Genomic DNA, 22,487 nt, shown 5'->3' on the forward strand with positions numbered 1-22,487 from the left:
GACAGTGCTCCTAGGACAGCCGCACGCGCGGGTCGATGAGGGCGTAGCAGGCGTCGACGACGATGTTGCACAGCAGGATCACGGCCGCGGAGAACAGCATCACGCCGAGCAGCAGCGGCAGATCGCTGAACTGCACCGAGTCCACCGCGAGCCGCCCGAGCCCGGGCAGTCCGAAGGTGTACTCGGTGATGATCGCGCCGCCGAGCAGCGAGCTGAGGTCGATGCCGAGGATGGTGATGATGGGGATGAGGGAGCCGCGCCAGGCGTACCGGAAGAAGACGTAGCGACCGCTCATGCCCTTGGCCCGGGCCGTGCGGACGTGTTCCTCCTGAAGCTGCTCGATCATCGCGGAGCGCGCCATACGGGTGTACTGCGCGGCGAAGATCGTCGACAGGACGGCCCAGGGGATCAGCAGGCCGGTGAACCAGGCGGCCGGATTGTCGGTGATGCTGGTGTACTTGGGCTCGTCGAAGAGGTGCGCCTGGTACACCAGGAGCGCCAGCGCCAGGGGGCCCAGGAAGTAGATCTGCATCGAGCTGATCACCATGGAGCCCGCGGTGAACGACTTGTCGATGAGGGTGCCGCGCTTCCACGCGGCCAGCAGGCCGGTGCCGAGCCCGACGAGCAGGAACAGGATGGTGGCGCCGAAGGCAAGCGACAGCGTCAGCGGCAGCCTGTCGATCAGGGTCGACCAGACGGCCTCGTTGGTGTGGTACGAGTAGCCGAAGCAAGGGGCGGGGCACGGCCCCTGCGGGAAGGTGTCGCGGCCCATGACGAGCCCCTGCAGGAAGATCCAGAACTGCTCCGGAATCGACTTGTCGAGCCCGAGGGTCTGGTGGATGTTCGCCAGGGCGTCGGGAGTGCACGTCTTGCCGCACATCAGCAGCGCCGGGTCACGGGGCATGCCGAAGAAGAGCAGGAAGGCGACCACGGTCAGCAGGACCAGGATCACGAGTGAGCCGAGGATCCGGCGGAAGAGGAAGCGCAGCATCTCAGGGCAGCTTTCGGGCGTCGGAAGCCTGCGGCGGGGTGCGCCCCGTCACGGGACGGGGCGCACCTGACGCCGCTTGGACGGGCGTTACTTCACGAACAGCCTGCGCGGGTCGACGCCGCCGATGACGTCGTCGTACACGAGGCCGCCGATCTTGGACCCGGCGATCTGGGTCTGCTTGTAGTACGCCGTCGGGATGTTGGAGACGACATCCTTCACGATGTACTCGTTGATCTTGTTCCACTCCTCCGCGGCCTTGACGGGGTCGGTGATGGCGGAGACCCGGTCGATGTCCGCGTTGACCTTCTCGTCGTTGATGTGCGAGTAGTTGGAGGCACCGTCCTGGATCTGGCGGCCGTCGTACAGCGGCGGGATCACGGTCGACGCGCTCGGCCAGTCGGCACCCCACGCGGTGTGGTAGATGTCGTAGTTGTTCTTGACCTTGCTGACCTGGTCGTAGTAGGTCTCGGCCGGGATCTCCTGGCGCTGGACGTCGAAGCCGGCCTTCTCCAGGCCCGCCGCCATGGCGGTGGAGTACTGCTGGCCCTCGGGGGTGTTGATGTAGCCGAAGGTCAGCTTCAGGCCCGTCTTGCCGGCCTTCTCCAGCAGTTCCTTGGCCTTGGCCGGGTCACCGGCGGGCTTCTTCTTCTTGCCGAACGGGTCGAAGGTCGCGTCGTAACCGGAGACGGTCGGGCTGATCAGACCGCCGGCGGTCTCCATCGCGTCGGTGCCGCCGTAGGCCCGCACGAACGGGGTGATCGGCAGGGCGTAGGCGATGGCCTCGCGGACCGCCTTCTCCTGCATCTCGGGCTGCGACAGGTTGATGTTCATCTGCCCGACGTACGGCTGGTAGCCGGAGACCGTACGGGGCTTCAGCGCCGAGTCGCGCAGGACCTTCGACAGGTTGCCCGCGTCGACCTGGTTGCTGAAGCTGATCGCGGTGGCGTTCGCGCCGCTGTCGTCCAGGATGGCCTTGGTCGAGTCCTCGTACTGCTTGTTGAACTCGAAGTTGAACTGGTCGACGTACTGGTGGCGGACGGCGTCGGTGCCCGGGTCCCAGTTGGTGTTCTTCACCAGCTTCATCGACTTGCCGGACTTGAACTCTTGGATCTTGTACGGGCCCGCGGCCATCGGGGCCTTGTCGTACTTCTCCTTGGTGTCCTTCTTCTCCGACACCATGGAGTAGCCCGCCATGGCCAGCGCGTACGGCAGGTCGGGCTTGGCCTGCTCGAAGTGGAAGACGATGGTCTTGTCGTCAGGCGTCGACAGGACGGTGTCCGGCAGGTGCTTGCCCTTGTACGGGCCGTCCGGGAGGAGCTTGCGATACTCCGCGCCCGGGGTGTTGGCCATCCACTGCTGGATGTACGTCGGGCCGTTGGAGATGAACGGCGCGAACAGCCGCTCGAAGGTGTGCCGGACGTCAGCGGCGGTGATCGCGGAGCCGTCGGCCCACTTGATGCCGTCCTTCAGCTTGTACGTCCAGGTCTTGCCGCCGTCTGTGGTCTTGCCGCTGTCGGTGGCCAGGTCTCCGACGACCTCGTGCTTCTGCCCGTCGTCGCTGGTGGCCTTGTAGCTCGTCAGACCACGGTGGATCAGCTGCGAGAGCGCCATCTCGTCCGAGACGTAGATCTGTCCCGGGTCGAGGTGCGCGAAGCTGTCGCGCTGGAGAACCGTGATCGTGCCGCCCGGCTTGGCGCCGGCGATCTCGGCCGCCGGACCGGTCGAGGCCTTGGCGTCGCCGAAGTCTATGCCGGCCTGCTGCCGTGCGGCGTTCTCCTCGTTCTCCTTGTCGTTGGTGCTGTCCTTGCTGCCACCTTCGCTGCAGCCGGTGAGCACGAGAGCCCCCGCCGCGAGCAGTGACAGTGCGGCGTACGCGGGGCGTCCACCCTTACCCATCACAGATTCCACCCATCTTGTGTCACCAGTGCCAATGAAATGCCGACCGGTACAAGTGCCATCCGGTACGCGTCGGGCGGGATGCCCACGATCTCTCGGTCAGCGCTCCGACTTGGGGTCGAAGGCGTCCCTGACCGAGTCCCCGAGCAGGTTGAACGCCACGATGAAGATGATCATCGAGATGCCCGGGAAGAACATGTAGGTGATGTCGTTCTGCATCACGAGTTCGGTGGACGCCTTGGAGAACATCTGCCCCCAGTCCGGCGTCGGTTCGACGATTCCCACGCCGAGGAAGGACAGACCGGCCTCGGCGGTCACGAAGTTGGGGAGCATGTAGGTCGACTGCACCAGGATCGGCGTGACCACGTTGGGCAGGACCTCTTTGCGGATGATGCGGCCGGGCGGCGCCCCGCTCACCTTGGCCGCCTCGATGAACTCCCGTTCTCGCAGGGCCAGGGTGGTGCCGCGCAGGATACGGGCCAGGCTCATCCAGCCCAGGAACCACATCACCGTGATGAGCGCGACCACCCTGACGTACACCGGCGTCTCGTCCCTGGGGCTCACGAAGAGCGAGACCACGACCGGCATGCTCGCGATGAAGAAGAGCTGCGACGGGAAGGCGAGCAGGAAGTCGATCAGCCGGCTGATCCAGAAGTCGGGCCGGCCGCCGAGGTAGCCCGCGGCGACGCCGAGGAGGATGCCGGTGACGACCGTGGCGACCGTGACCGCCAGGGAGATCATCAGGGAGTTGCGGATGCCGTAGAGCAGCTTGGTGAAGACGTCGTAGCCGTTGCCCGGTTCCAGGCCGAACCAGAACTCGCCGCTGATGCCGCCGTTGGGCTGCAGGGGCACACCCGCGCTGTCGAAGAGTTCGGGGCGTTCGTCCGCGTACACCGTGTACGGGTTCTTGCCGTACAGCTTGGAGATCAGCGGAGCCGCGAGGCCGATCGCGAAGAAGAAGAGCACGACGCAGGCCGAGAGCACGCCGGCGCGGTCGCGCTTGAAGCGGATCCACATCAGCTGGCCGGGTGAGCGGCCGACCAGCTGCTGTTCCTCGGGTTTCTTCTTCGGCTCGGGTTCGCCGTCGACGACGACCGACGTCCCGCCGCCCTCGATGTCGATAGGACTTGTCACAGTTCGCCCATTTCACAGGTGTGGGTGTGCCGAGCCGGCGACCGGCGCGGGTGTGCGCGGTCGCGGACCGGATCATGAAGAAGCGTCAGGACACCGCGAAGCAGGCGGGAAACGCGCAGCCGGACGCGCGTAGGCGCCAGGGCGTGCCGATCCGCCGGCCGCCTGCGCTCAGTGGCAATCGCCGTACAGTGCCGGGCACTTGACGGCTACGGATGACGTTGTGACCCACCTGGTGCTTGTGACACCGCGCATGGGACTCCTCCTCATGACTCCACGTGTTCACCAACAGGAGGGGGCGCATGTCTGTCCTCCGACACCCCTGACGGAGGGTCAGACACCCCCTGGTGCTCGTGAGTCGGCACTGTCCCCACAGCGCGAGACCCATTGACCCGAGCGTTACGCGGCTAACTATCTGCCATGAGCCAACTACCGACCACCGTCTTTAAATCTCAATTCAGTCACAGCTGACGCGTACATCTTCCAAAACTTGGACAAACTGTTCGGCACGAGAAGGGTGCGAAACGGACGTGTTACATGGGTACCGGGCGAGGATCTCCGCAATCCGGACACGCGGCCTCCGGGGAGCAGGCGAAAACCGGTTGCAAAAAGCCCGGCTGCCCCCACGATGGGGGCAGCCGGGCTTCGGGCCGTGTGCCGGCCGAGCGTCAGCTGTGCTTGGCGCGGCTCGCGGAGCGGCCTCGCTCCTTCTGGTCGAGGACGACCTTGCGGATGCGAACGGCCTCCGGGGTCACCTCGACGCACTCGTCGTCGCGGCAGAACTCCAGGGACTGCTCCAGGGAGAGCTTGCGCGGCGGGACGATCGCCTCGAACGAGTCGGCGGCGGCGGAGCGCATGTTGGTGAGCTTCTTCTCCTTGGTGATGTTCACGTCCATGTCGTCGGCGCGGGAGTTCTCGCCGACGATCATGCCCTCGTACACCTCGGTGCCAGGGTCGGTGAACAGCACGCCGCGCTCCTGGAGGTTCGTCATCGCGAAGGCGGTGACGGCGCCCGCGCGGTCGGCGACCAGCGAACCGTTGTTACGGGTCGTCAGGGGACCGAACCACGGCTCGTGGCCCTCGTGGATGGAGTGGGCGATGCCCGTGCCGCGCGTGCCGGTCAGGAACTCGGTCCGGAAACCGATGAGGCCGCGGGAGGGTACGACGAACTCCAGGCGGACCCAGCCCGAGCCGTGGTTCGACATGTTGTCCATGCGGCCCTTGCGGACGCCCATGAGCTGCGTGACCGCGCCCATGTGCTCCTCGGGCACGTCGATCGTCATGCGCTCGACCGGCTCGTGGACCTTGCCGTCGATCTCCTGGGTGACCACCTGGGGCTTGCCGATGGTCAGCTCGAAGCCCTCGCGGCGCATCTGCTCGACCAGGATGGCGAGCGCCAGCTCACCACGGCCCTGGACCTCCCACGCGTCCGGACGCTCGGTGTCGAGCACGCGGAGCGAGACGTTGCCGACCAGCTCGCGGTCCAGGCGGTCCTTGACCTGACGGGCGGTGACCTTGCGGTCCTTGACCGCGGCCTTCGCGGAGGCGCCCTTGCCGGTGCCGCCGCGGCCGACCAGCGGCGAGGTGTTCGTACCGATGGTCATCGAGATCGCCGGCTCGTCGACCGTGATGAGCGGCAGCGCGATCGGGTTCTCGGGGTCGGCGAGCGTCTCGCCGATCATGATGTCCGGGATACCGGCGACCGCGCAGATGTCACCGGGGCCCGCCTTCTCGGCGGGCTTACGGGTGAGCGCCTCGGTCATCAGCAGCTCGGTGATGCGCACGTTGGACATCGTGCCGTCGCGCTTGATCCACGTGACGGTCTGGCCCTTGCGCAGCTCGCCCTGCTCGACGCGGAGCAGCGCGATACGGCCGAGGAAGTTGTCCGCGTCCAGGTTGGTGACGTGCGCCTGGAGCGGGGCCTCCTCGTCGTACTCGGGGGCCGGGACGTGGGACAGGATCGTGGAGAAGAACGGCTCCAGGCTGTCGCTGTCGGCCGGGACGGTGCCGTCCTCCGGCTTGGTGAGCGACGCCACACCGTCACGCGCACACGCGTAGACGATGGGGAACTCGATCTGCTCCTCGTCCGCGTCCAGGTCCAGGAAGAGGTCGTAGGTCTCGTTGACGACCTCGTCGATCCGGGAGTCCGCGCGGTCGGTCTTGTTGATGCACAGGATGACCGGCAGGCGCTGCTGGAGCGCCTTGCGCAGCACGAAGCGGGTCTGCGGGAGCGGGCCCTCGGAGGCGTCGACCAGCAGCACGACCGCGTCCACCATCGACAGGCCGCGCTCGACCTCACCACCGAAGTCGGCGTGGCCGGGGGTGTCGATGATGTTGATGGTGATTACATCGCTGCCATCCTTCGGGTGGTACTTGACCGCCGTGTTCTTGGCCAGGATCGTGATGCCCTTCTCACGCTCCAGGTCGTTCGAGTCCATCATGCGGTCGTCGAGCGATTCGGCGGCGTGCGCGGCGAAGGCACCCGCCTGCTTGAGCATGGCGTCGACGAGGGTCGTCTTGCCGTGGTCGACGTGGGCGACGATGGCGACGTTGCGGATGTCGTGGCGCGTGGCCATATTGCGGCGATCTCCCGGGGTGTGAGGAAGGCCTGCGCGTACATCTGTGTTACGCGGGACCCTGCCGGGCTGGACACGCCACGGCCTCACCCCATGGTACGTGGCCCTGACGGAGACGGCCTCCACAGGGCCACGGGGCTCACTTCGGCGAAGCGCTCGCGGCCGGTTTCATGCCCTTCTTCAGGAAGCCCATGTCCTCGTAGACCGGCGTCTGGAAGCCGAAGGAACCGGCGTTGGCCAGGCTCTTTCGCACGGCCGTGAGCTGGGGGCGCTGGTACAGGGGGATGGATCCGGCCGCCGCCCAGATGCGGGAGTCGGCCTTGCGGATGAGACCGCGGTTCTCCTCCTGGTCGAGCGTGGCCACGGCCTGGTCGAAGAGCTGGTCGACCTGGTCGGTGCCGACGCGGGTGTAGTTCTGCTCGACGTTCAGGGAGCCGTCGGCGGCGGGCACAGGCTTGGCGAAGATGGGGCGGGCGTCGGTCGCCGGGAAGGCGGAGGCGGGCCAGGAGTACAGGGCGAGGTCGTACTGGCCGGACGCGATGTGGTCCTTGAAGTAGCTCTCGTCGGCGACCTTGGAGATCTCGGTGCGGATGCCGACCTTCTTCAGCATGCGGCTGATCCGGTCGGCGACCGTGCGGAGCGTCTGCGAGCCGGACCCCGAGGGGAGCACGAAGCGGAGGCTGAGCGGCTTGCCGTCCTTGGCGAGCACCCCGGCCGCGGTGCCCGCCGGAGCCGCGGTGCCCTTGGGCGCGTACGCGCCGGGAGCACCGCCCTGCTTCAGCTGGTTCGCGTACTGCTTGCCGTCCTGGGCGAGGCGCTCGCCGCCCTCCCCGCTCGTCCGGGAGTGGTTCTCCGTGCGGCTGTGCGTGTCACTCGTCCCGTGCTCGTTCTCCCGGTCGGCCTCGTGGGGAGCCTTGTCGTCCTCCCCGACGATGTACGTCCCGTCGTCGCCCTCCGCCGATTCCTCCTCGGCCTTCTCGGTCTTCTCGGACGTCCCGGCCTTCTCCCGCTCGGCGCCGGCCGCCTCCTCCCCCTTCTTCTCCTTGACCGGCCCGCCGAGCACCCACCCGGCGTCCGCGAGCAGCGCCCGCGCCTCCGCGGTGTCCTGACCTCCGAGGGCCCCGCTGTTGTCGGCGTACGCGGCCTGACCGGACAGGGCGAGGTGGCTGCCGACCGGCGCGGCGGGCAGCCCGAGCGGCTTGAGGACGGCCTTCGCCAGCGCCTTCCGGTCCAGGGCCCGGGCGACGGCCCGGCGCACCCGCTCGTCGGCGAGCGGACCGTCGGCGCCGTTGAGGGCGAGCTGGGTGTAGGCGGGTTCCAGCGACTTGCGGACCTCGAAGCCCTGGAGGGCTTGCCGGCTGCGGTAGCCGGTGACCGCCTTGCGCCGCTGCTCGCCGGCGCTGTTCTCCTTCGTGCCGCCCGGGCCCTGGAGCGGGGCGCTCGTGCCCTTGCCGGCGGCGCGTGAGGCGAGGGTGATGCGCCCGGCGGACTCGGGGTCGATCTCGGCGAGGTCGATGGTCCCGGCGGCCAGTGCGGCGGCCCGCTTGCCGCGCGGTACGGCCCGCAGCACGATCTCGGACAGCTTGGCGGACCGCCCCCACCAGCGCGGATTGCGGGCCAGGGTGACCTCGTCGTCCTTGCGGTCGACCTTCTTCAGGGCGAACGGCCCGGCGGTGACCTTGAGCTTCCGCCGCGCCCCGTCGTTGAAGGCGTCCGGCGCCCCCATGACGTCCTTCGGGTACAGCGGCGAGAACAGCGACTGCCAGTCGGCGTACGGCCGGCCGAAGGTGACCCGCACCTCCAGGTCGTTCGCCCCGCGCTCGATCTTCTCGATGCGCTCGTACCCGGCGTTGCGCGCGGTCCAGTAGGCGGTGTCCTTGCCGGACAGGGCCCGCCACTGGGCGGCGAAGTCAGCGGCGCCGATCTCCCGGCCGTCGCTCCACACGGCCTGCTGGTTCAGCTTGTACAGCACGACCTGTTTCGGCTCGGTCTCGACGACCTTCGCGGACTCCAGGTAGTCGGGGTTGCGCTCGGGGCGGCCGTTGCGGTCCATCCGGTACATCGACGGCAGCACGGCCTGGGCGATCCGGTGGGTCCCCGCGTCCGCGTCCGCCTGGAAGGTGTTCAGCGTCTCCGGGACGGCGTCCACGGCCCAGCGCAGGGTGCCGCCGTCGGCGAGCTTGTTGCGGGCGGCGGGGGCGATGTCCTGGCCGGCGAGTGGCCTGCCCGCCTTGTCCTCGGAGCTGCATCCGGCGAGCAGGGGCACCGCGAGCGCGCCCGCGGTGAGGAAGGAGACCGAGCGCATGACCGCGCGCAGTCTGACGCCGTCGTGGGACATCTGCTTACCTCCGGGAGCCGCGGGCGTTATGATCACTTTTGGCGGTATATGGAGCTGATCACATGTATGCGGCCACTGAAGAGGAAAGGGTTCGGCAACGGACGGCGACACGGCGACGACAGCCGGGAAGGCCACCCGTGCGGCGCAACGCACCACGGAATGCACCCATACGCCTCGGCCAATCGGTGCACGTCCCTTCCCACCGGTAGGTGTGACGCGCAACACTCGCAGGCGCATGAACGTTGCCGCCCAGGGCAATCCCGCCCACGGAAGTGAGGTCACGTCATGTCCGTGCACGACGAACTGACATCGGTGCAGCGCTGCCTCGACGATCTGACCCGGTCGGTCGGACGCCTGGAGCAGCAGCTCGGCAGCGGCGGGCTCGACATGCGCCGCGTCCGCGCCGACGCCGAACACCTGCGCGAGAGCGTCGCGCTGCTGCGTGAGGCGGCCTCCACACCGGCCTCGCCCAGGCGCCCCGATCTCGTCACCATCCCCGACACCCCGTACGACGACTCACTGTGGATCGACTCGGACGACGAGGGACTCGGCGCCCGGGACCGCCGCGCCCCCTGAGCCGTCCCGGAGTCCCGACCCGACCGGAGTCATGAATTGGCCACTGGTACGGAACCTCCAGCCACAGCAGACCCCCCTCCCCCGCGCGGCGGCGTACACACCGGTACGCGCGCCGCGATCGACGCCGCGCACCTGCGGACCGACCGCTGGTGGCTGGCCCCGGCCGCCACGGCGGCCGGTCTGCTCGCCTTCATCGTCTACTCGACGTGGCGGGCATTCGCGAACGCCGACTACTACGCGGCGCCGTACGTCTCGCCCTTCTACTCCCCCTGTCTGGCGGACAACTGCGAGCCGATGAGGGGCGGCCCCAATGCCGACCTCTTCGGGGCCTGGTGGGGCATCTCCCCCGCGATCATCATCCTGATCTTCCCGCTCGGCTTCCGCCTGACCTGCTACTACTACCGCAAGGCCTACTACCGGGGCTTCTGGGCGTCGCCCCCGGCCTGCGCGGTGGCCGAGCCGCACAAGAAGTACACGGGCGAGACCCGCTTCCCGCTGGTGCTGCAGAACATCCACCGGTACTTCTTCTACGCCGCGATCGTCGTCGCCGGGATCCTCACCTACGACACCGTGCTCGCCTTCCGCGACGAGCACTACGAGTGGGGCCACATGGGCCTCGGCACGCTCGTCTTCCTGATCAACATCGTGCTGATCTGGGCGTACACGATCTCCTGCCACTCCTGCCGGCACATCGTCGGCGGCAAGCTCAAGCACTTCTCCAAGCACCCGCTGCGCTACCGGATGTGGCAGTGGGTCGGCAGGCTCAACGCCCGGCACATGCTGCTCGCCTGGGCGTCGCTGGTGAGCGTGGCGCTCGCCGACTTCTACGTGTACCTGGTCGCGTCCGGCGCCTTCGACGATCCGAGGTTCTTCTGATGTCCGTGGTCGACCGGCAGGAATGGGACGTCGTCGTGGTCGGCGCCGGCGGGGCCGGGCTGCGTGCCGCCATCGAGGCACGTGAGCGCGGTGCCCGTACGGCCGTCATCTGCAAGTCGCTGTTCGGCAAGGCGCACACGGTGATGGCCGAGGGCGGCATCGCCGCGGCGATGGGCAACGTGAACTCCGGTGACAACTGGCAGGTCCACTTCCGCGACACCATGCGCGGCGGGAAGTTCCTCAACCAGTGGCGGATGGCCGAGCTGCACGCGCGGGAGGCCCCGGACCGGGTATGGGAGCTGGAGACCTGGGGCGCCCTCTTCGACCGTACGAAGGACGGCCGGATCTCGCAGCGCAACTTCGGCGGCCACGAGTACCCGCGCCTGGCGCACGTCGGCGACCGCACGGGCCTGGAACTGATCCGCACCCTCCAGCAGAAGATCGTGTCGTTGCAGCAGCAGGACTTCCAGGAGACCGGCGACTACGAGTCGCGCCTGAAGGTGTACCAGGAGTGCACGGTCACCCGGATCCTCAAGACTGTGCCTGACAGCGGCTCCGCCGCGGGCTCGCGGGTGTCCGGGGTCTTCGCCTACGACCGCGAGACCGGGCGCTTCTTCGTCCTCGAAGCCCCCGCCGTGGTGATCGCGACCGGCGGCATCGGCAAGTCCTTCAAGGTGACGTCGAACTCGTGGGAGTACACGGGCGACGGCCACGCGCTGGCGCTGCTGGCCGGGGCACCCCTCCTCAACATGGAGTTCGTGCAGTTCCACCCGACGGGCATGGTCTGGCCGCCGTCGGTGAAGGGCATCCTCGTCACCGAGTCGGTGCGCGGTGACGGCGGGGTGCTCAGGAACTCCGAGGGCAAGCGGTTCATGTTCGACTACGTCCCCGACGTCTTCAAGGAGAAGTACGCCCAGTCGGAGGAGGAGGGCGACCGCTGGTACGAGGACCCGGACCACAACCGGCGCCCGCCCGAGCTGCTCCCCCGCGACGAGGTGGCCCGCGCGATCAACTCCGAGGTCAAGGCGGGCCGCGGCACCCAGCACGGCGGCGTGTTCCTCGACGTGTCGACGCGGATGCCCGCCGAGGTGATCCGGCGCCGGCTGCCGTCGATGTACCACCAGTTCAAGGAGCTGGCCGACGTCGACATCACGGCGGAGCCGATGGAGGTCGGGCCCACCTGTCACTACGTGATGGGCGGCATCGCCGTCGAGTCGGACACCGCGGCCGCGCGCGGGGTGCCGGGTCTGTTCGCCGCCGGTGAGGTCGCGGGCGGCATGCACGGCTCCAACCGCCTGGGCGGCAACTCCCTGTCCGACCTGCTGGTGTTCGGCCGGCGCGCGGGCTGGCACGCGGCCGACTACGCGACCGGGCTCGGCGTGGACCGCCCGCCCGTGGACGACGTCCAGGTCGACACGGCGGCGGCGGAAGCCTTGCGGCCGTTCTCGGCGGAAGGCCCGGAACCCGCCGGAGGGCCGCCGGAGAACCCGTACACCCTCCACCAGGAACTCCAGCAGACCATGAACGACCTGGTCGGCATCATCCGCCGCGAGGCGGAGATGGAGCAGGCCCTGGAGAAGCTGGCGGACCTGCGGCTACGGGCCCGGCGGGCCGGGGTGGAGGGTCACCGCCAGTTCAACCCGGGCTGGCACCTCGCCCTGGACCTGCGGAACATGCTCCTGGTCAGCGAGTGTGTGGCCCGGGCCGCACTGGAGCGGACGGAGTCGCGCGGCGGTCACACCCGCGAGGACCATCCGGCGATGGACCGCGAGTGGCGTCGCCTCAACCTGCTGTGCCAACTCACGGATCCCACCGGCGGGCTGGCGGCCACCGACCCGGTGCGCGGACAGATCGACCTCAGCCGTGAGTCCACCGACCCCATCCGCCCCGACCTGCTCGCCCTCTTCGACAAGGAGGAGCTGGTCAAGTACCTCGCCGAAGAGGAGCTGTACGAATGAGCGGCTACACGGCCCACTTCAAGGTGTGGCGGGGTGACGTGCAGGGCGGCGACCTCCAGGACTTCAAGGTCGAGGTGAACGAGGGCGAGGTCGTCCTCGACATCATCCACCGCCTCCAGGCCACCCAGGCCCCGGACCTCGCCGTCCGCTGGAACTGCAAGGCCGGCAAGTGCGGTTCGTGCTCGGCCGAGATCAACGGGCGCCCCCGTCTGCTGTGCATGACCCGCATGTCGGTGTTCACCGCCGAGGAGACGATCACCGTCACTCCGCTGCGCGCCTTTCCCGTCGTACGGGATCTGGTGACCGACGTCGGATTCAACTACACGAAGGCCCGCGAGGTGCCCGCCTTCGTACCGCCCGCCGATCTCGGTCCCGGCGAGTACCGGATGATGCAGGAGGACGTGGACCGGCCGCAGGAGTTCCGCAAGTGCATCGAGTGCTTCCTGTGCCAGGACACCTGCCATGTGGTCCGCGACCACGAGGAGAACAAACCGGCGTTCGCCGGTCCGCGGTTCCTGATGCGGGTCGCGGAACTGGACATGCATCCGCTGGACGCGGCGGCGGAGACCGGCCTCGACCGGAAGCGGTCGGCCCAGGACGAGCACGGTCTCGGCTACTGCAACATCACCAAGTGCTGCACGGAGGTCTGCCCCGAGGGCATCAAGATCACGGACAACGCGCTGATCCCTTTGAAGGAACGGGCGGTCGACCGCAAGTACGACCCGCTCGTGTGGCTCGGCAACAAGATCCGGCGGCGGCCCTCGTCAGGCTGAGGCCCGCAGATAGCCCGAGTGCGCGACCTGGCCGAGGTAGGTGAACCGGGTCTCGGTGGCCATGTGCTTCTCGAAGGCCTCCTTGATACCGGGCCACTTCGGGTGCCCGAAGTCGTCCAGTACGACGATGCCGCCGGGTGCCACGATCCGCTCGGCCCACTCCAGGTCGGCCGCCACACCGGCGGCGGAGTGGTCCCCGTCGACGACGATCACGCCGTAGGAGCGGTCGGAGACCAGAGCGCGCACCTCGGGGTCCTCGGAGAAGCCCTGCTGGATCCGGGTCGCGGCACCGGCCGCGCCCGCCAGCGACAGATTGGTGCGCACCGCGGCTCCCTGCACCGGGGTGCCCGAGGCGTCGTCCCCCATGGTGGCGCCGGGCTGCAGCTGCGTCCCCGCGAGCGGATCGACGATCGTCAGCCGCGGGTCACGCCCGGCACGCTCCATCATCCGGATCAGGGCCGCGCCGAACATCCCGTACAGCGTGCCGATCTCCAGGATCTCGTCGTTCGGCGGATCGAGCAGCGGCACGGCGGACAGCTTGCCGACGATGTTCATGGTCCCGCCGGCGATCCGGCCGACACCGAGCGCCTCCAACGCGATGAGCAGCCGGAACGCCTGGGCGACATTGCGCTCGGCACCGTCCTTGTCCCCGGTCACCCGCGCCAGCTCCGCGATCGTGCGGTCGAGGTGGGGCGCGGACGGCAGCCGTGACGCGCCGCGCCCGGTGCCGTCGAAGAACAGCTCCAGGGGGCGCTGGCGGCCGCGCAGCTTCTGAAGCTCCTGCTGCGTCACATCGGCAGCGGTGCTCCCAGGGGCGTTCCGGGTCGTGTTCACCACGGTGTTCGTCATGACCCGGCGGACCTGGCGCTCGATGCGCTGGTCGAGGAGTTCGACGATCGGCCGCAGGGCACGCCGGGCGGTCTTGCTGGTGATGAGGGCTCGCATCCGTGGACGGTAGGGCGGCCACAGCCCGCTCACAACCAACGGAAGAACCCGTGCGGGCGAAGCGCACATGACGTCTCGGCCACGGGAGGCTTACGCAGGACCGCGTGGCGGTCCGGCACCCGCGTACGGCGAGGAGGGGGCGTGTCGGGGGGTGTTCGCCCGCAGGGTTGGCGCGTCAACGCCGTTGAGTCGGTGAGCAACCGATTCCGCGCCGTTCCGAGGACGGACACCCCCCCGACACGCCCCCGCCCTCACGAAAACCGAAGGCGACACCCTCCGCGGCTCCGCCGAGGAGGGTCTCAGCGCACCCAGCCCTCCCGGTACGCCGTCCAGTCCTCCTCCGTGGCGGCGAAGTCCACGTACGCGGCGACGCCGAAGTTGGCGCGGTCCGCGTCCGTGCGGGACAGGCCCAGCCGGACTCCCCGGACCGCGGCGGCGGCGGTCTCGGCGTGATTCCAGTGGCCGAACCGGTTCTCGTGGTAGAAGGGCAGGCCCATGAGCAGGTCGGTGGACTGCGGGGTGACCTCCAGGGCCAGCGCGGTCTGCTGGGCGACATAGCCGCCGTACGTGCTCTCCAACGGCTGCATCGTGTCGTACGACATCACCGCGATCTGGTCGACCCGGCGCGCGACCTGCCCGAAGAACTTCTGCGACCACCACTTCGGGTGCCCGGCGACCGTGCCCCAGAAGGAGTGGAACCCCGGCACCGGATCGATCTGGTGCGCGGCGATCGACAGCTGCGCGTCCTCAGCGCGGGTGACCGGGCGCAGCGCGTCGAGGAGGGTGAGGTAGTTCCGGTCGCCCGAGTGCAGCGGCTCCAGGTCGAAGTGCACGCCGTCGAAGCCCACGGCCAGGATCTGCCGGGTGGACTCGACGACGGCGGCCCGGGTCTCCGGCCGCTCCAGGCGCATGCCGTTCGGGCTCTCGGTGGCGAGCACATCACCGAGCCAGGCCTGCACCCGGATGCCGGGCGCGGCCCTGTGCATCGCGTCGATGAACCAACGCGCTCTGGGATACGCCGACTTGGGCAGGGTGCCGTTGTGCTCCAGGGGCCCGGAGTGGACGTAGAGATCACGCATCCCGGTGCTCTCCAGCCGGCGGGCCAGGGCAGCGACGTCGGCGTCCTTCTTCCGCCCGTCGACCCAGGCATGGCCGAGCCAGATGGCGTCCTTGCCGCGGGTGTACGTGCCGGCCGCCGGATCGCCGGTGTAATTGACCCGGAGGGCGATCTGGGAAGCGAGCACCGGCAGCACGACGACCAGGACGAGCGCGAGGGCGGTGCGACGGACCCGGCGGACCCAGGTCCGCCACCGCTTGGTCCCGGACCGAGGCTCCGGCACCGCCTCCGGCACCGTCTCGGGCTCCTGCTCTGCTTCCATCCCCGTCCCCCCAGAACGTTCCATGACGGCGTTCCCCTCCCCCATCGGTCTACGGCCACCCGCCACCCCGGTCGCGCCCCCGCATTCCTCCTCATACGCTCCGAAAGGTGACGTCATCGTTGATCCGAGGCCGCTCGCGGCGCACCCGCTCTTCCATATCCGTGCGGGTGGCGCATGCCGTGCTGGGCGGTGCGGCCGGGCTCGTGTGGCTGGCGTTGCCAGGGATGACGATCAACACGGACGCTCCGGTTGCGATCAGCACCGACACCCGGCGGGTTGCCGCAGCGCCGGATGACGAGGAGACCTCCGCCGCGGACCTGGTCCTGCCGCTCGCCGTGGTGGGCGCCGCAGGCGCCCTGGCCGGATACGGCTACGTACGACGGACCCGGCGGGCCCGATCCCGTACGACCCCCGGCGGCAGCACCCGCCCCGCGCCCCCCGTCCCGCCCCTCAGCGGCCTCGACGAACAGGCACGGACCCTCCTCGCCGAGGCCGACAACCGGATCCGTGCCGGCCACGAGGAACTGGGCTTCGCCGAGCCGCGTTCCGGACCGGCGGCCGTCGCGCCGTTCACCCGGGCCCTGCGGGAGGCCGAGTCCGAACTGTCCGCCGCCTTCCGCATGCGCCACCGTTACGACGCGGGCGTCCCGGAGGACGAGACATCCCGTCGCCACGCGCTGACCGGCATCGTGGGCCGGTGCCAGGAAGCGTGCCGCCGGCTGGAAACGGAGGCCGCGGCCTTCGACCGGCTCCGCGCGCCGGCCCGGGAGTCCGGGGAAGCCCTGGCCTTCGCGGAGACCCGGTTCCGCGAGCTGGCCGCCCGCACGGCAACCACGGAGACCACCCTCGCGGACGTCACCCGGCACTACGCCCTGTCCGCCACCGCCCCGGTCACCGGCCACGTCGAACAGGCCAAGGACCACCTGGTCCTCGCCACCACCCACCTCAACCGGTCCCGCCAGGCCGCCGATTGGGACGACCCGGACGGCACGGCCCGCGACCTCCGCGCCGCCGAAGGCGCCATCGCGCGGGCCGCGGTACTGCTCGACGGGGTGGATCGGCTGGCGGCGGATCTGACGACGGCTCAGCAGATGCTCCCGGCCACCCTGACGGGCGCCGAGGCGGAGTTGGCGGTGGTACGAGGACTGCCGGCCACCGGGGAGCAGGGGCCTTCGGACGGGGCTCCGGACGGGCCCGCGGAGGGCCCCTTGTCCCACGTCCCCGTGGGCGAACTGCGAGCCCGGCTACGGCACGCCGACGCCGTCCTGGCCTCCGTACGGCACACCCTGACCGGCGCCCGCCCGTACGACCCCCTGGACCTCCTCCGCCGGACCGTCGAGGCGGCCGCACCACTCGCCACCGGCCGCACCGGCGTCCTCCCGGCCGCCGCCCTGCTCACGGCGGACAGCGCGATCGCCGACGCGGACGGCTTCATCACGGCACACCGGGCCGCGGTGGGCGCCGAGGCCCGCACCCTGCTGGCGGCGGCGCGGGAGACGACACCGGCCGGACCGGCCGCGCCGCCCTCCACCCTCACCGACCGGTTGCACGCCGACACCCTGGCCCGCCGGGCGCGGGAGCTCGCCGAGCAGGACGTACGCATGCACGGCAAACCCGACGCGGACGCGGCCCCGCAGGCAGGCTTCGGCGGCCCCGGCACTCGGGCGAACCCCGACTCGCCGACCCCGTGAAGCACTCGGACTCACCCGCCTCGCTCAGAACAGGCTCAGCAGGGCCTCCGCCGGGTCCGCCAGGCCGGTCTCCCCGTCCGGCAGCGGGAGTTCGAACCACACCGTCTTGCCGCGGGGCGTCCGGCGGGAACCCCAGGCCGCGCTGAGGAGGCCGACCAGTTGCAGGCCTCGGCCGCCCTCGTCGGTGTCGCGGGCGCGGCGGCGGCGGGGCTGGACCAGGCCGGAGTCCCAGACCTCGCACACCAGCGTGCGGTCGAGCAGCAGCCGCAGCCTGATGTCGCCCTCGCCGTAGCGCAGGGCGTTCGTGACCAGCTCGCTGACCAGCAGTTCCGTCGTGTCGATCAGGGGTTCCATGTCCCAGCGCTGCAGCTGGCCGCGGGCGTACTCGCGGGCCTTGCCCACGCTGCGCGGCTCGCGCGGCAGCGTCCAGTCGCCGACCGAGTCGGCGGGCAGGCCCTGGACGCGTGCCATGAGCAGGGCGATGTCGTCCTCGCCGTGGAGGCTGTCGAGGGTGTGCAGGACGTGGTCGCAGACGTCCTCCAGAGGGCTGGAGGGGTCGGTCAGCGCTCCTACGAAGGCCTGGAGGCCCTCGTCCAGAGGGTGGTCGCGCGATTCGACCAGTCCATCCGTGTAGAGCGCGAGCAGGGCGCCCTCCGGCAGTTCGACCTCCACCTCCTCGAAGGGCTCGCCCCCCACGCCGAGCGGCATGCCCGGCGGCACGTCGAGCATCAGTGCCGCCTCGCCGGGTTCGACCAGGACGGGAGGCAGGTGGCCGGCGTTCGCGAACGTGCACCTGCGGGTCACCGAGTCGTAGACGGCGTACACGCAGGTCGCCAGGTACACCTCGGAGAGGTCGGCCTCGCGGGGGCGGCGGGCCGCGCGGGTGGCCTGCTGGACGCCTCCCGGCGCCCCGAGGCCGCGCGCGATCTCGTCCAACGCGGAGAGGACTTCGGCCGGTTCGAGGTCCAGCAGGGCCAGTGTGCGTACCGCCGACCGCAGTTCACCCATCGCCACCGCGGCCCGCAGGCCTCGGCCCATCACGTCGCCCACCACGAGCGCGGTGCGGTGCCCCGGCAGTTCGATCACGTCGAACCAGTCGCCGCCGACCTCGCTCGGCCGGTCCGAGGACGAGTTGCCGGGCAGGTAGCGGCAGGCGATGTCGAGGCCGGAGGCGACCGGGTCGCCGGGGGGCAGCAGCGACCGCTGCAGTATCAACGCGCGTTCGTGCTCGCGCCGGTAGAGGCGGGCGTTGTCGATACAGACGGCCGCCCGCGCGGCCAGCTCCACCGCGAGGTCCCGGTCCCGGTCGCCGAACGGCTCGCTGCCCTTGGTCCGGGCGAACTGCGCGATGCCCACGACCGTGTCGTGGGCGACCATCGGCACGGCGAGCGTGGACTGGACGAGGCCGCCGTCCTCGGCGGGCACCCACTGCGGACGGGCCGTGCGCAGGGCGTCCGCGCAGGGCGAGTTGAAGGGGTAGTGGTGGACCGCGCCGACCGCGACCGGGTCGCCCGAACCGGCGAAGGGCCCGTCGGAGACGGCGCTGGCGAAGGCGACGCGGCGCAGTTCCGCACTGCCGTCGGCGAGGCCCGGCGGGGTCTCGTCGCCGGCCAGCAGTCCTTGGTAGAGGTCGACCGTCGCCAGGTCGCAGAAGCCGGGGACGACGACGTCGAGGAGTTCCCGGGCGGTGGTCTCCAGGTCGAGGGAGTTGCCTATGCGGGCTCCGGCCTCGTTCAGGAGGGCGAGATTGCGCCGGGCGTTGGCGGCCTCGCGGGCGGCGGCGCGACGGGCGGTGATGTCGAGTCCGAGCCACGCGATGCCGATGGGGCGTCCGGAGCCGCTGTGCACGCGGTAGAGGTTGATGGACCAGTGGCGGCGCTCGTCGGAGCCCGGCACGAAGCCCGTGACGTGCATGTCCGTGATGGAGTTGCCGGTTTCCAGCACCCGGCGCAGGGTCGCGGCGATCCGCTCGGCCTCCGGGCCCTGCAGGTAGTCGTACACGCCCTTGCCGCGGTGGTCGTCGGGGGTGCCGCCGAAGGTGTTGGCGAACTGCAGGTTGGCGCGGCGCACCCGCAGATCGGGGTCGATCAGCAGGAAGCCGAACGGAGATTGACCGAATATCGCCTGCGAGGCGGCGAGGTCGGTCTCGATGCTGCGCAGGGTGCGGACGTCGACGACGATGCAGACGGCGGCCTTCTCGCCGTCCTGGGTCCGCGTCGGCATGACATACACCTCGGCGAGCCCCTGACGGCCGGGCTCGCCGGTCGCCGAGTCCGGCCCGCGGAAGGGGACCACGCCGGTCCACTCCCGCCCGTCGAGGATCTCCGCCATCTTCCGCTGGCCCCGCTCCTGCAGGTCCGGGTCGATGAACACCGCTATGGGGTCCATGCCGACGGCCCGCTCGGCGGCGATGCCGAAGAGCTGCTCGGCGCGCAGGCTCCACTGCTCGACCAGCCCGTCGGGGCCGATGGAGAAGGACGCGACCTTGATGTAGTCGTAGATCGAACCGGGCGGGCTGCTCTGCCACATGGCGTCGCCGGGCGGCACGTCTTCCGGACGGATGCCCGCGGCGGCATCACCCGCGGCCTCCGTCCTCGCGCCGTCCGACGGGTCCTTCGACTCCGTGGCCTTCGCTGGTATCTCGCTCACGCGAACCGTCCCCTCCAGCTCACCGCGTCCGGCACCGGTCACCGGGGGCGGCTGCCCGCAGTATCCAGCACTACGGCGCCGCACAACACGGTGTTCACGATCACAGCACGGTCCCGATGGTTTTCGGTCCGGACCGTGACAACACCTACAGTCTTCTAACCAGCGGGCACGCCGTCGAACCACGTGGATTCACAACCGCCACTGGCCTGAACCAGTTGCTCGACAATGCGGAGGCGGTCGTACACCGCCGGCTCAACCCGGCAGGGCGAGTTCGAACCACACCGTCTTGCCCGCGTCGTCGGGCCGGGTGCCCCAGCGGCGCGAGGAGTGGGCCACCAGTTGCAGGCCTCGGCCGCTCTCGTCCTCGGGCCGGGCGACCCGCTCGCGGGGCGGGTCCGGGAGCGGGTCGGAGACCTCCACCAGCAGGACGCCGTCAAGATGGGCGGGGCGCACCAGCCGTACGCCGATGGGGCCGGTCGCGTGCCGCAGGGAGTTCGTCACCAGCTCGCTGACCAGGAGCGCCGCGAGGTCCGCGAGGCTGTCGAGACCCCAGTCGCGCAGTTGCCCCCGGACGACGGCCCGAGCGCTGCGCACGGCGCCCGGGTCCGCCGGGAAGGTCCACCCGGCGCACTCGCCTTCGGTGTCGATCACGCCGATCACATCCCGGCCTGCCAGCTCTCGCCCCATGTCCGATTTCGTAGGGTTAATGGGCACATACCCGATATCAAGCGGCCAGTACCGCCCACGAGGGCGCACTGTGGCACCAACGGCGTAAGGGAGATCAGCGCACGCCGGTCACGCACGACGTACGGCCGATGGGCGCGCCCCGGCCCCCGGCCCCCGCTCGCCCAGCCGTACGAGGTCAGCGCGTGCCGGCCTCGAGCCGGGTCGCCGCCTCGCGCACCGCCGCCACGTCCTGGTCCAGCCAGGGCACGTCCCAGATCTCGGCGGGAGCGAGCCAGCGGAGTTCGTCGTGGTCCTGGAGGGGCTTGGGGTCGTCGGAGCCGGGAAGAAGACGGGCCGTCCACACCTGGAGGACGTAGGGCGCCTTCAGCGGCCATTCGCCCGGGATCCGCTCGACGGGCTCGGTCCGGACGCCGAGTTCCTCACGCAGTTCGCGCACGAGCGCCACCTCGGGCGCCTCGCCCGCCTCGACCTTGCCGCCGGGCAGTTCCCAGCGCCCGGCGAGTTCGGGGGGTGCGCTGCGGCGGGCGGCGAGGAGGCGGCCGCCGTCGAGCAGGGCGGCCCCCACCACCACGATCCGTTCCGTCATGCGCCGGAGCCTACGGGAGCGCAGGGGCCGACAGCACGGGAGGGCTCAGTCGGCCGAACTGGTTCCGTTCTGCCCGATCCGTTCGACCCAGTAGAGCTGTTTGTGGCCGCGGCCGTCGAGGCTGTCCGCGATCTTCTGCGCCTCGGCGCGGGTCGCGTACCTGCCCACGCGGTAGCGATTGCCGTTGTCGTCCTGCCGTATGACGAGCCAGGGAAGAGTGATAGTGCTGTCGTTCATCGCGCCTCACTGCTCCTTCCCGCCCCGGCCCGCCCGCTTCCCACCGACAACCTGCGCCGGGCCCCGCCCGCTAAGGAAACCGCAATCCGCATATGCCCGAGCCTACGCCCAACCTTTACGCAGCGAACACGCCTTTTCACAAAGAGGTACGCAACCAGCCAGCACCGACCGGCGCACCAGGGGGCGCGCATCACAGAACGCGCCCTCCTTGCGCGTCGATGCATCCGGTCGGCGACGCGCCCCCGGCATCGGCGCCGACCTGCGAGAACGCTTGAATTCGAACGCCGCACGAAAGGGCGCCGGTCGGGGGTTCGCCGGCGGCAACTGCCAGGAGGGCGTGCGCCACTTCACATCCGGCCGCAGCGAGTCACCTCCGGGGCAGCAGAAGTCGGCCGGTATGCGCGCTACTTCACGGGAAGGTGATACGCGACCCGGTATCGGTCCGCCGGAATCACCACGTCGGCCGTCTCCACCGGGCGGCCCGAGGCGTAGTACGTGCGCTGGACGACGAGGACGACATGGCCGGGGACACCGCCGAGCGCGTGCAGTTCCTCGGCGAGGCCGGGGCGTGCGCCGACCTCCTCGGTGACGTTGTCGACGACCACGTCGATGGCGGCCATCCGCTCAACGACGCCCATGCCGCCGAGCGGGCCCTCCTCGGGCAGCATCACGGGCGTACGGCCGGTGACGGCGAGGGGCTCCCAGGAGGTGGAGAGCATCATCGCCTCGCCGGCCTCCCGGAAGACGTACTTCGTGCACATCACGCGGTCGCCGGGCCGGACGGCGAGCCGCTCGGCGACGGCACCGCTCGCCTCGGCCTGTTCGCTGCTCGACTCCCAGGTGCCGCGCGTCCCGCCGTCGGCCTGCTCCTGCCGGAAGGGGGTGGCCCCGCCTGCCGGGCGGTAGCCGGAGCGGGCGATGCTGCGGGGCACCGGACGCTCACGCACGTACGTCCCGGACCCGGAGCGGCCCTCGACCAGCCCTTCGGCCATCAACACCTTGCGCGCCTCCAGCGCGACGGTGTCCGAGACGCCGTACTCCTCGCGGATTCTGGCCTGGGACGGGAGGCGGGTGTGCGGTGGCAGCGAACCGTTGACGATCTTCTTGCGGAGATCACCCGCGACACGCAAGTACGCCGGCTGCTCACCGAAAGTCACTGGCCGCTCCCATCAGGTTGTACAGACAGCAACAGCCTGGC

Annotated in this window: 17 protein-coding genes; 5 read left to right on the forward strand and 12 right to left on the reverse strand. The window is 70.1% G+C overall.

Annotated elements, in window-relative coordinates; genetic code table 11:
* Window positions 1-10: 10 nt before the first annotated feature.
* The 5 genes from KUM49_RS35755 to KUM49_RS35775 form a co-directional block, all read right to left on the reverse strand.
* Complete coding sequence (locus KUM49_RS35755; protein ID WP_217241116.1) at window positions 11-991, reverse strand: ABC transporter permease; 981 nt, start codon at window positions 989-991, stop codon at window positions 11-13.
* 87 nt (window positions 992-1,078) lie between these two features.
* Window positions 1,079-2,887, reverse strand: a complete 1,809-nt coding sequence (locus KUM49_RS35760) for an ABC transporter substrate-binding protein (protein WP_217241117.1) — start codon at window positions 2,885-2,887, stop codon at window positions 1,079-1,081.
* Between the two features lie 99 nt (window positions 2,888-2,986).
* Window positions 2,987-4,021: an ABC transporter permease gene (locus tag KUM49_RS35765; RefSeq protein ID WP_217241118.1), complete on the reverse strand. Its 1,035-nt coding sequence runs from the start codon at window positions 4,019-4,021 to the stop codon at window positions 2,987-2,989.
* A 665-nt stretch (window positions 4,022-4,686) separates the two neighbouring features.
* Window positions 4,687-6,594, reverse strand: coding sequence for a translational GTPase TypA (gene typA, locus KUM49_RS35770; RefSeq protein ID WP_217241119.1), 1,908 nt, complete (start codon window positions 6,592-6,594; stop codon window positions 4,687-4,689).
* Window positions 6,595-6,733: 139 nt separating this feature from the next.
* Window positions 6,734-8,932 carry an ABC transporter family substrate-binding protein gene (locus tag KUM49_RS35775; RefSeq protein WP_217241120.1) on the reverse strand — a complete coding sequence of 733 codons (2,199 nt, stop codon included), beginning with the start codon at window positions 8,930-8,932 and terminating at the stop codon, window positions 6,734-6,736.
* Window positions 8,933-9,217: 285 nt separating this feature from the next.
* Between KUM49_RS35775 and KUM49_RS35780 the strand changes: the two genes are divergently transcribed.
* From KUM49_RS35780 to KUM49_RS35795, 4 genes are read left to right on the forward strand one after another with little or no spacing between them, the layout of a single operon-like run.
* Window positions 9,218-9,508, forward strand: a complete 291-nt coding sequence (locus KUM49_RS35780) for a hypothetical protein (protein ID WP_217241121.1) — start codon at window positions 9,218-9,220, stop codon at window positions 9,506-9,508.
* A 36-nt stretch (window positions 9,509-9,544) separates the two neighbouring features.
* Window positions 9,545-10,384, forward strand: coding sequence for a hypothetical protein (locus KUM49_RS35785; protein ID WP_217241122.1), 840 nt, complete (start codon window positions 9,545-9,547; stop codon window positions 10,382-10,384).
* Window positions 10,384-12,342, forward strand: a complete 1,959-nt coding sequence (locus KUM49_RS35790; RefSeq protein ID WP_217241123.1) for a fumarate reductase/succinate dehydrogenase flavoprotein subunit — start codon at window positions 10,384-10,386, stop codon at window positions 12,340-12,342. Before KUM49_RS35785 ends, KUM49_RS35790 begins: the two co-directional genes overlap by 1 nt.
* Complete coding sequence (locus KUM49_RS35795; RefSeq protein ID WP_217241124.1) at window positions 12,339-13,115, forward strand: succinate dehydrogenase/fumarate reductase iron-sulfur subunit; 777 nt, start codon at window positions 12,339-12,341, stop codon at window positions 13,113-13,115. Before KUM49_RS35790 ends, KUM49_RS35795 begins: the two co-directional genes overlap by 4 nt.
* Here KUM49_RS35795 and KUM49_RS35800 read toward each other — a convergent pair.
* Both KUM49_RS35800 and KUM49_RS35805 read right to left on the reverse strand, forming a co-directional pair.
* Window positions 13,107-14,060 (reverse strand): class I SAM-dependent methyltransferase, encoded by a 954-nt coding sequence (locus KUM49_RS35800; RefSeq protein WP_217241125.1) that lies wholly within the window; start codon window positions 14,058-14,060, stop codon window positions 13,107-13,109. The genes KUM49_RS35795 and KUM49_RS35800 overlap by 9 nt on opposite strands.
* Before the next feature lie 299 nt (window positions 14,061-14,359).
* Window positions 14,360-15,439 carry a glycosyl hydrolase family 18 protein gene (locus KUM49_RS35805; RefSeq protein WP_254402293.1) on the reverse strand — a complete coding sequence of 360 codons (1,080 nt, stop codon included), beginning with the start codon at window positions 15,437-15,439 and terminating at the stop codon, window positions 14,360-14,362.
* A gap of 107 nt (window positions 15,440-15,546) precedes the next feature.
* Here KUM49_RS35805 and KUM49_RS35810 point away from each other — a divergent pair, with 107 nt between their 5' ends.
* Window positions 15,547-17,130, forward strand: a complete 1,584-nt coding sequence (locus tag KUM49_RS35810; RefSeq protein ID WP_308406916.1) for a hypothetical protein — start codon at window positions 15,547-15,549, stop codon at window positions 17,128-17,130.
* Between the two features lie 24 nt (window positions 17,131-17,154).
* Here KUM49_RS35810 and KUM49_RS35815 read toward each other — a convergent pair whose 3' ends face one another.
* The 5 genes from KUM49_RS35815 to KUM49_RS35835 form a co-directional block, all read right to left on the reverse strand.
* On the reverse strand, window positions 17,155-19,779 hold the full coding sequence (locus KUM49_RS35815; protein WP_217241127.1) for a SpoIIE family protein phosphatase: 2,625 nt from the start codon (window positions 19,777-19,779) through the stop codon (window positions 17,155-17,157).
* A 252-nt stretch (window positions 19,780-20,031) separates the two neighbouring features.
* A complete protein-coding gene (locus KUM49_RS35820; protein ID WP_217241128.1) occupies window positions 20,032-20,466 on the reverse strand; it encodes an ATP-binding protein in 435 nt (144 codons plus the stop codon).
* 175 nt (window positions 20,467-20,641) lie between these two features.
* Window positions 20,642-21,052: a (deoxy)nucleoside triphosphate pyrophosphohydrolase gene (locus tag KUM49_RS35825; protein WP_217241129.1), complete on the reverse strand. Its 411-nt coding sequence runs from the start codon at window positions 21,050-21,052 to the stop codon at window positions 20,642-20,644.
* 45 nt (window positions 21,053-21,097) lie between these two features.
* Entirely contained in the window at window positions 21,098-21,289 is a 192-nt protein-coding gene (locus KUM49_RS35830; protein ID WP_217241130.1) for an SPOR domain-containing protein, read from the reverse strand.
* A gap of 404 nt (window positions 21,290-21,693) precedes the next feature.
* Window positions 21,694-22,446 (reverse strand): GntR family transcriptional regulator, encoded by a 753-nt coding sequence (locus tag KUM49_RS35835; RefSeq protein ID WP_217241131.1) that lies wholly within the window; start codon window positions 22,444-22,446, stop codon window positions 21,694-21,696.
* Between the last annotated feature and the right edge of the window lie 41 nt (window positions 22,447-22,487).

The organism is Streptomyces sp. AC555_RSS877 (assembly GCF_019049245.1).
Classification (GTDB): domain Bacteria; phylum Actinomycetota; class Actinomycetes; order Streptomycetales; family Streptomycetaceae; genus Streptomyces.

Bases quoted from the DNA above. Each gene is read 5' to 3' on its own strand.
- KUM49_RS35795 (WP_217241124.1), top strand. From the start codon at position 12,339: ATGAGCGGCTACACGGCCCACTTCAAGGTGTGGCGGGGTGACGTGCAG.
- KUM49_RS35820 (WP_217241128.1), bottom strand. From the start codon at position 20,466: ATGGGGCGAGAGCTGGCAGGCCGGGATGTGATCGGCGTGATCGACACC.
- KUM49_RS35775 (WP_217241120.1), bottom strand. From the start codon at position 8,932: ATGTCCCACGACGGCGTCAGACTGCGCGCGGTCATGCGCTCGGTCTCC.
- KUM49_RS35780 (WP_217241121.1), top strand. From the start codon at position 9,218: ATGTCCGTGCACGACGAACTGACATCGGTGCAGCGCTGCCTCGACGAT.
- KUM49_RS35805 (WP_254402293.1), bottom strand. From the start codon at position 15,439: ATGGAAGCAGAGCAGGAGCCCGAGACGGTGCCGGAGGCGGTGCCGGAG.
- KUM49_RS35825 (WP_217241129.1), bottom strand. From the start codon at position 21,052: ATGACGGAACGGATCGTGGTGGTGGGGGCCGCCCTGCTCGACGGCGGC.
- typA (WP_217241119.1), bottom strand. From the start codon at position 6,594: ATGGCCACGCGCCACGACATCCGCAACGTCGCCATCGTCGCCCACGTC.
- KUM49_RS35760 (WP_217241117.1), bottom strand. From the start codon at position 2,887: ATGGGTAAGGGTGGACGCCCCGCGTACGCCGCACTGTCACTGCTCGCG.
- KUM49_RS35755 (WP_217241116.1), bottom strand. From the start codon at position 991: ATGCTGCGCTTCCTCTTCCGCCGGATCCTCGGCTCACTCGTGATCCTG.
- KUM49_RS35830 (WP_217241130.1), bottom strand. From the start codon at position 21,289: ATGAACGACAGCACTATCACTCTTCCCTGGCTCGTCATACGGCAGGAC.
- KUM49_RS35790 (WP_217241123.1), top strand. From the start codon at position 10,384: ATGTCCGTGGTCGACCGGCAGGAATGGGACGTCGTCGTGGTCGGCGCC.
- KUM49_RS35800 (WP_217241125.1), bottom strand. From the start codon at position 14,060: ATGCGAGCCCTCATCACCAGCAAGACCGCCCGGCGTGCCCTGCGGCCG.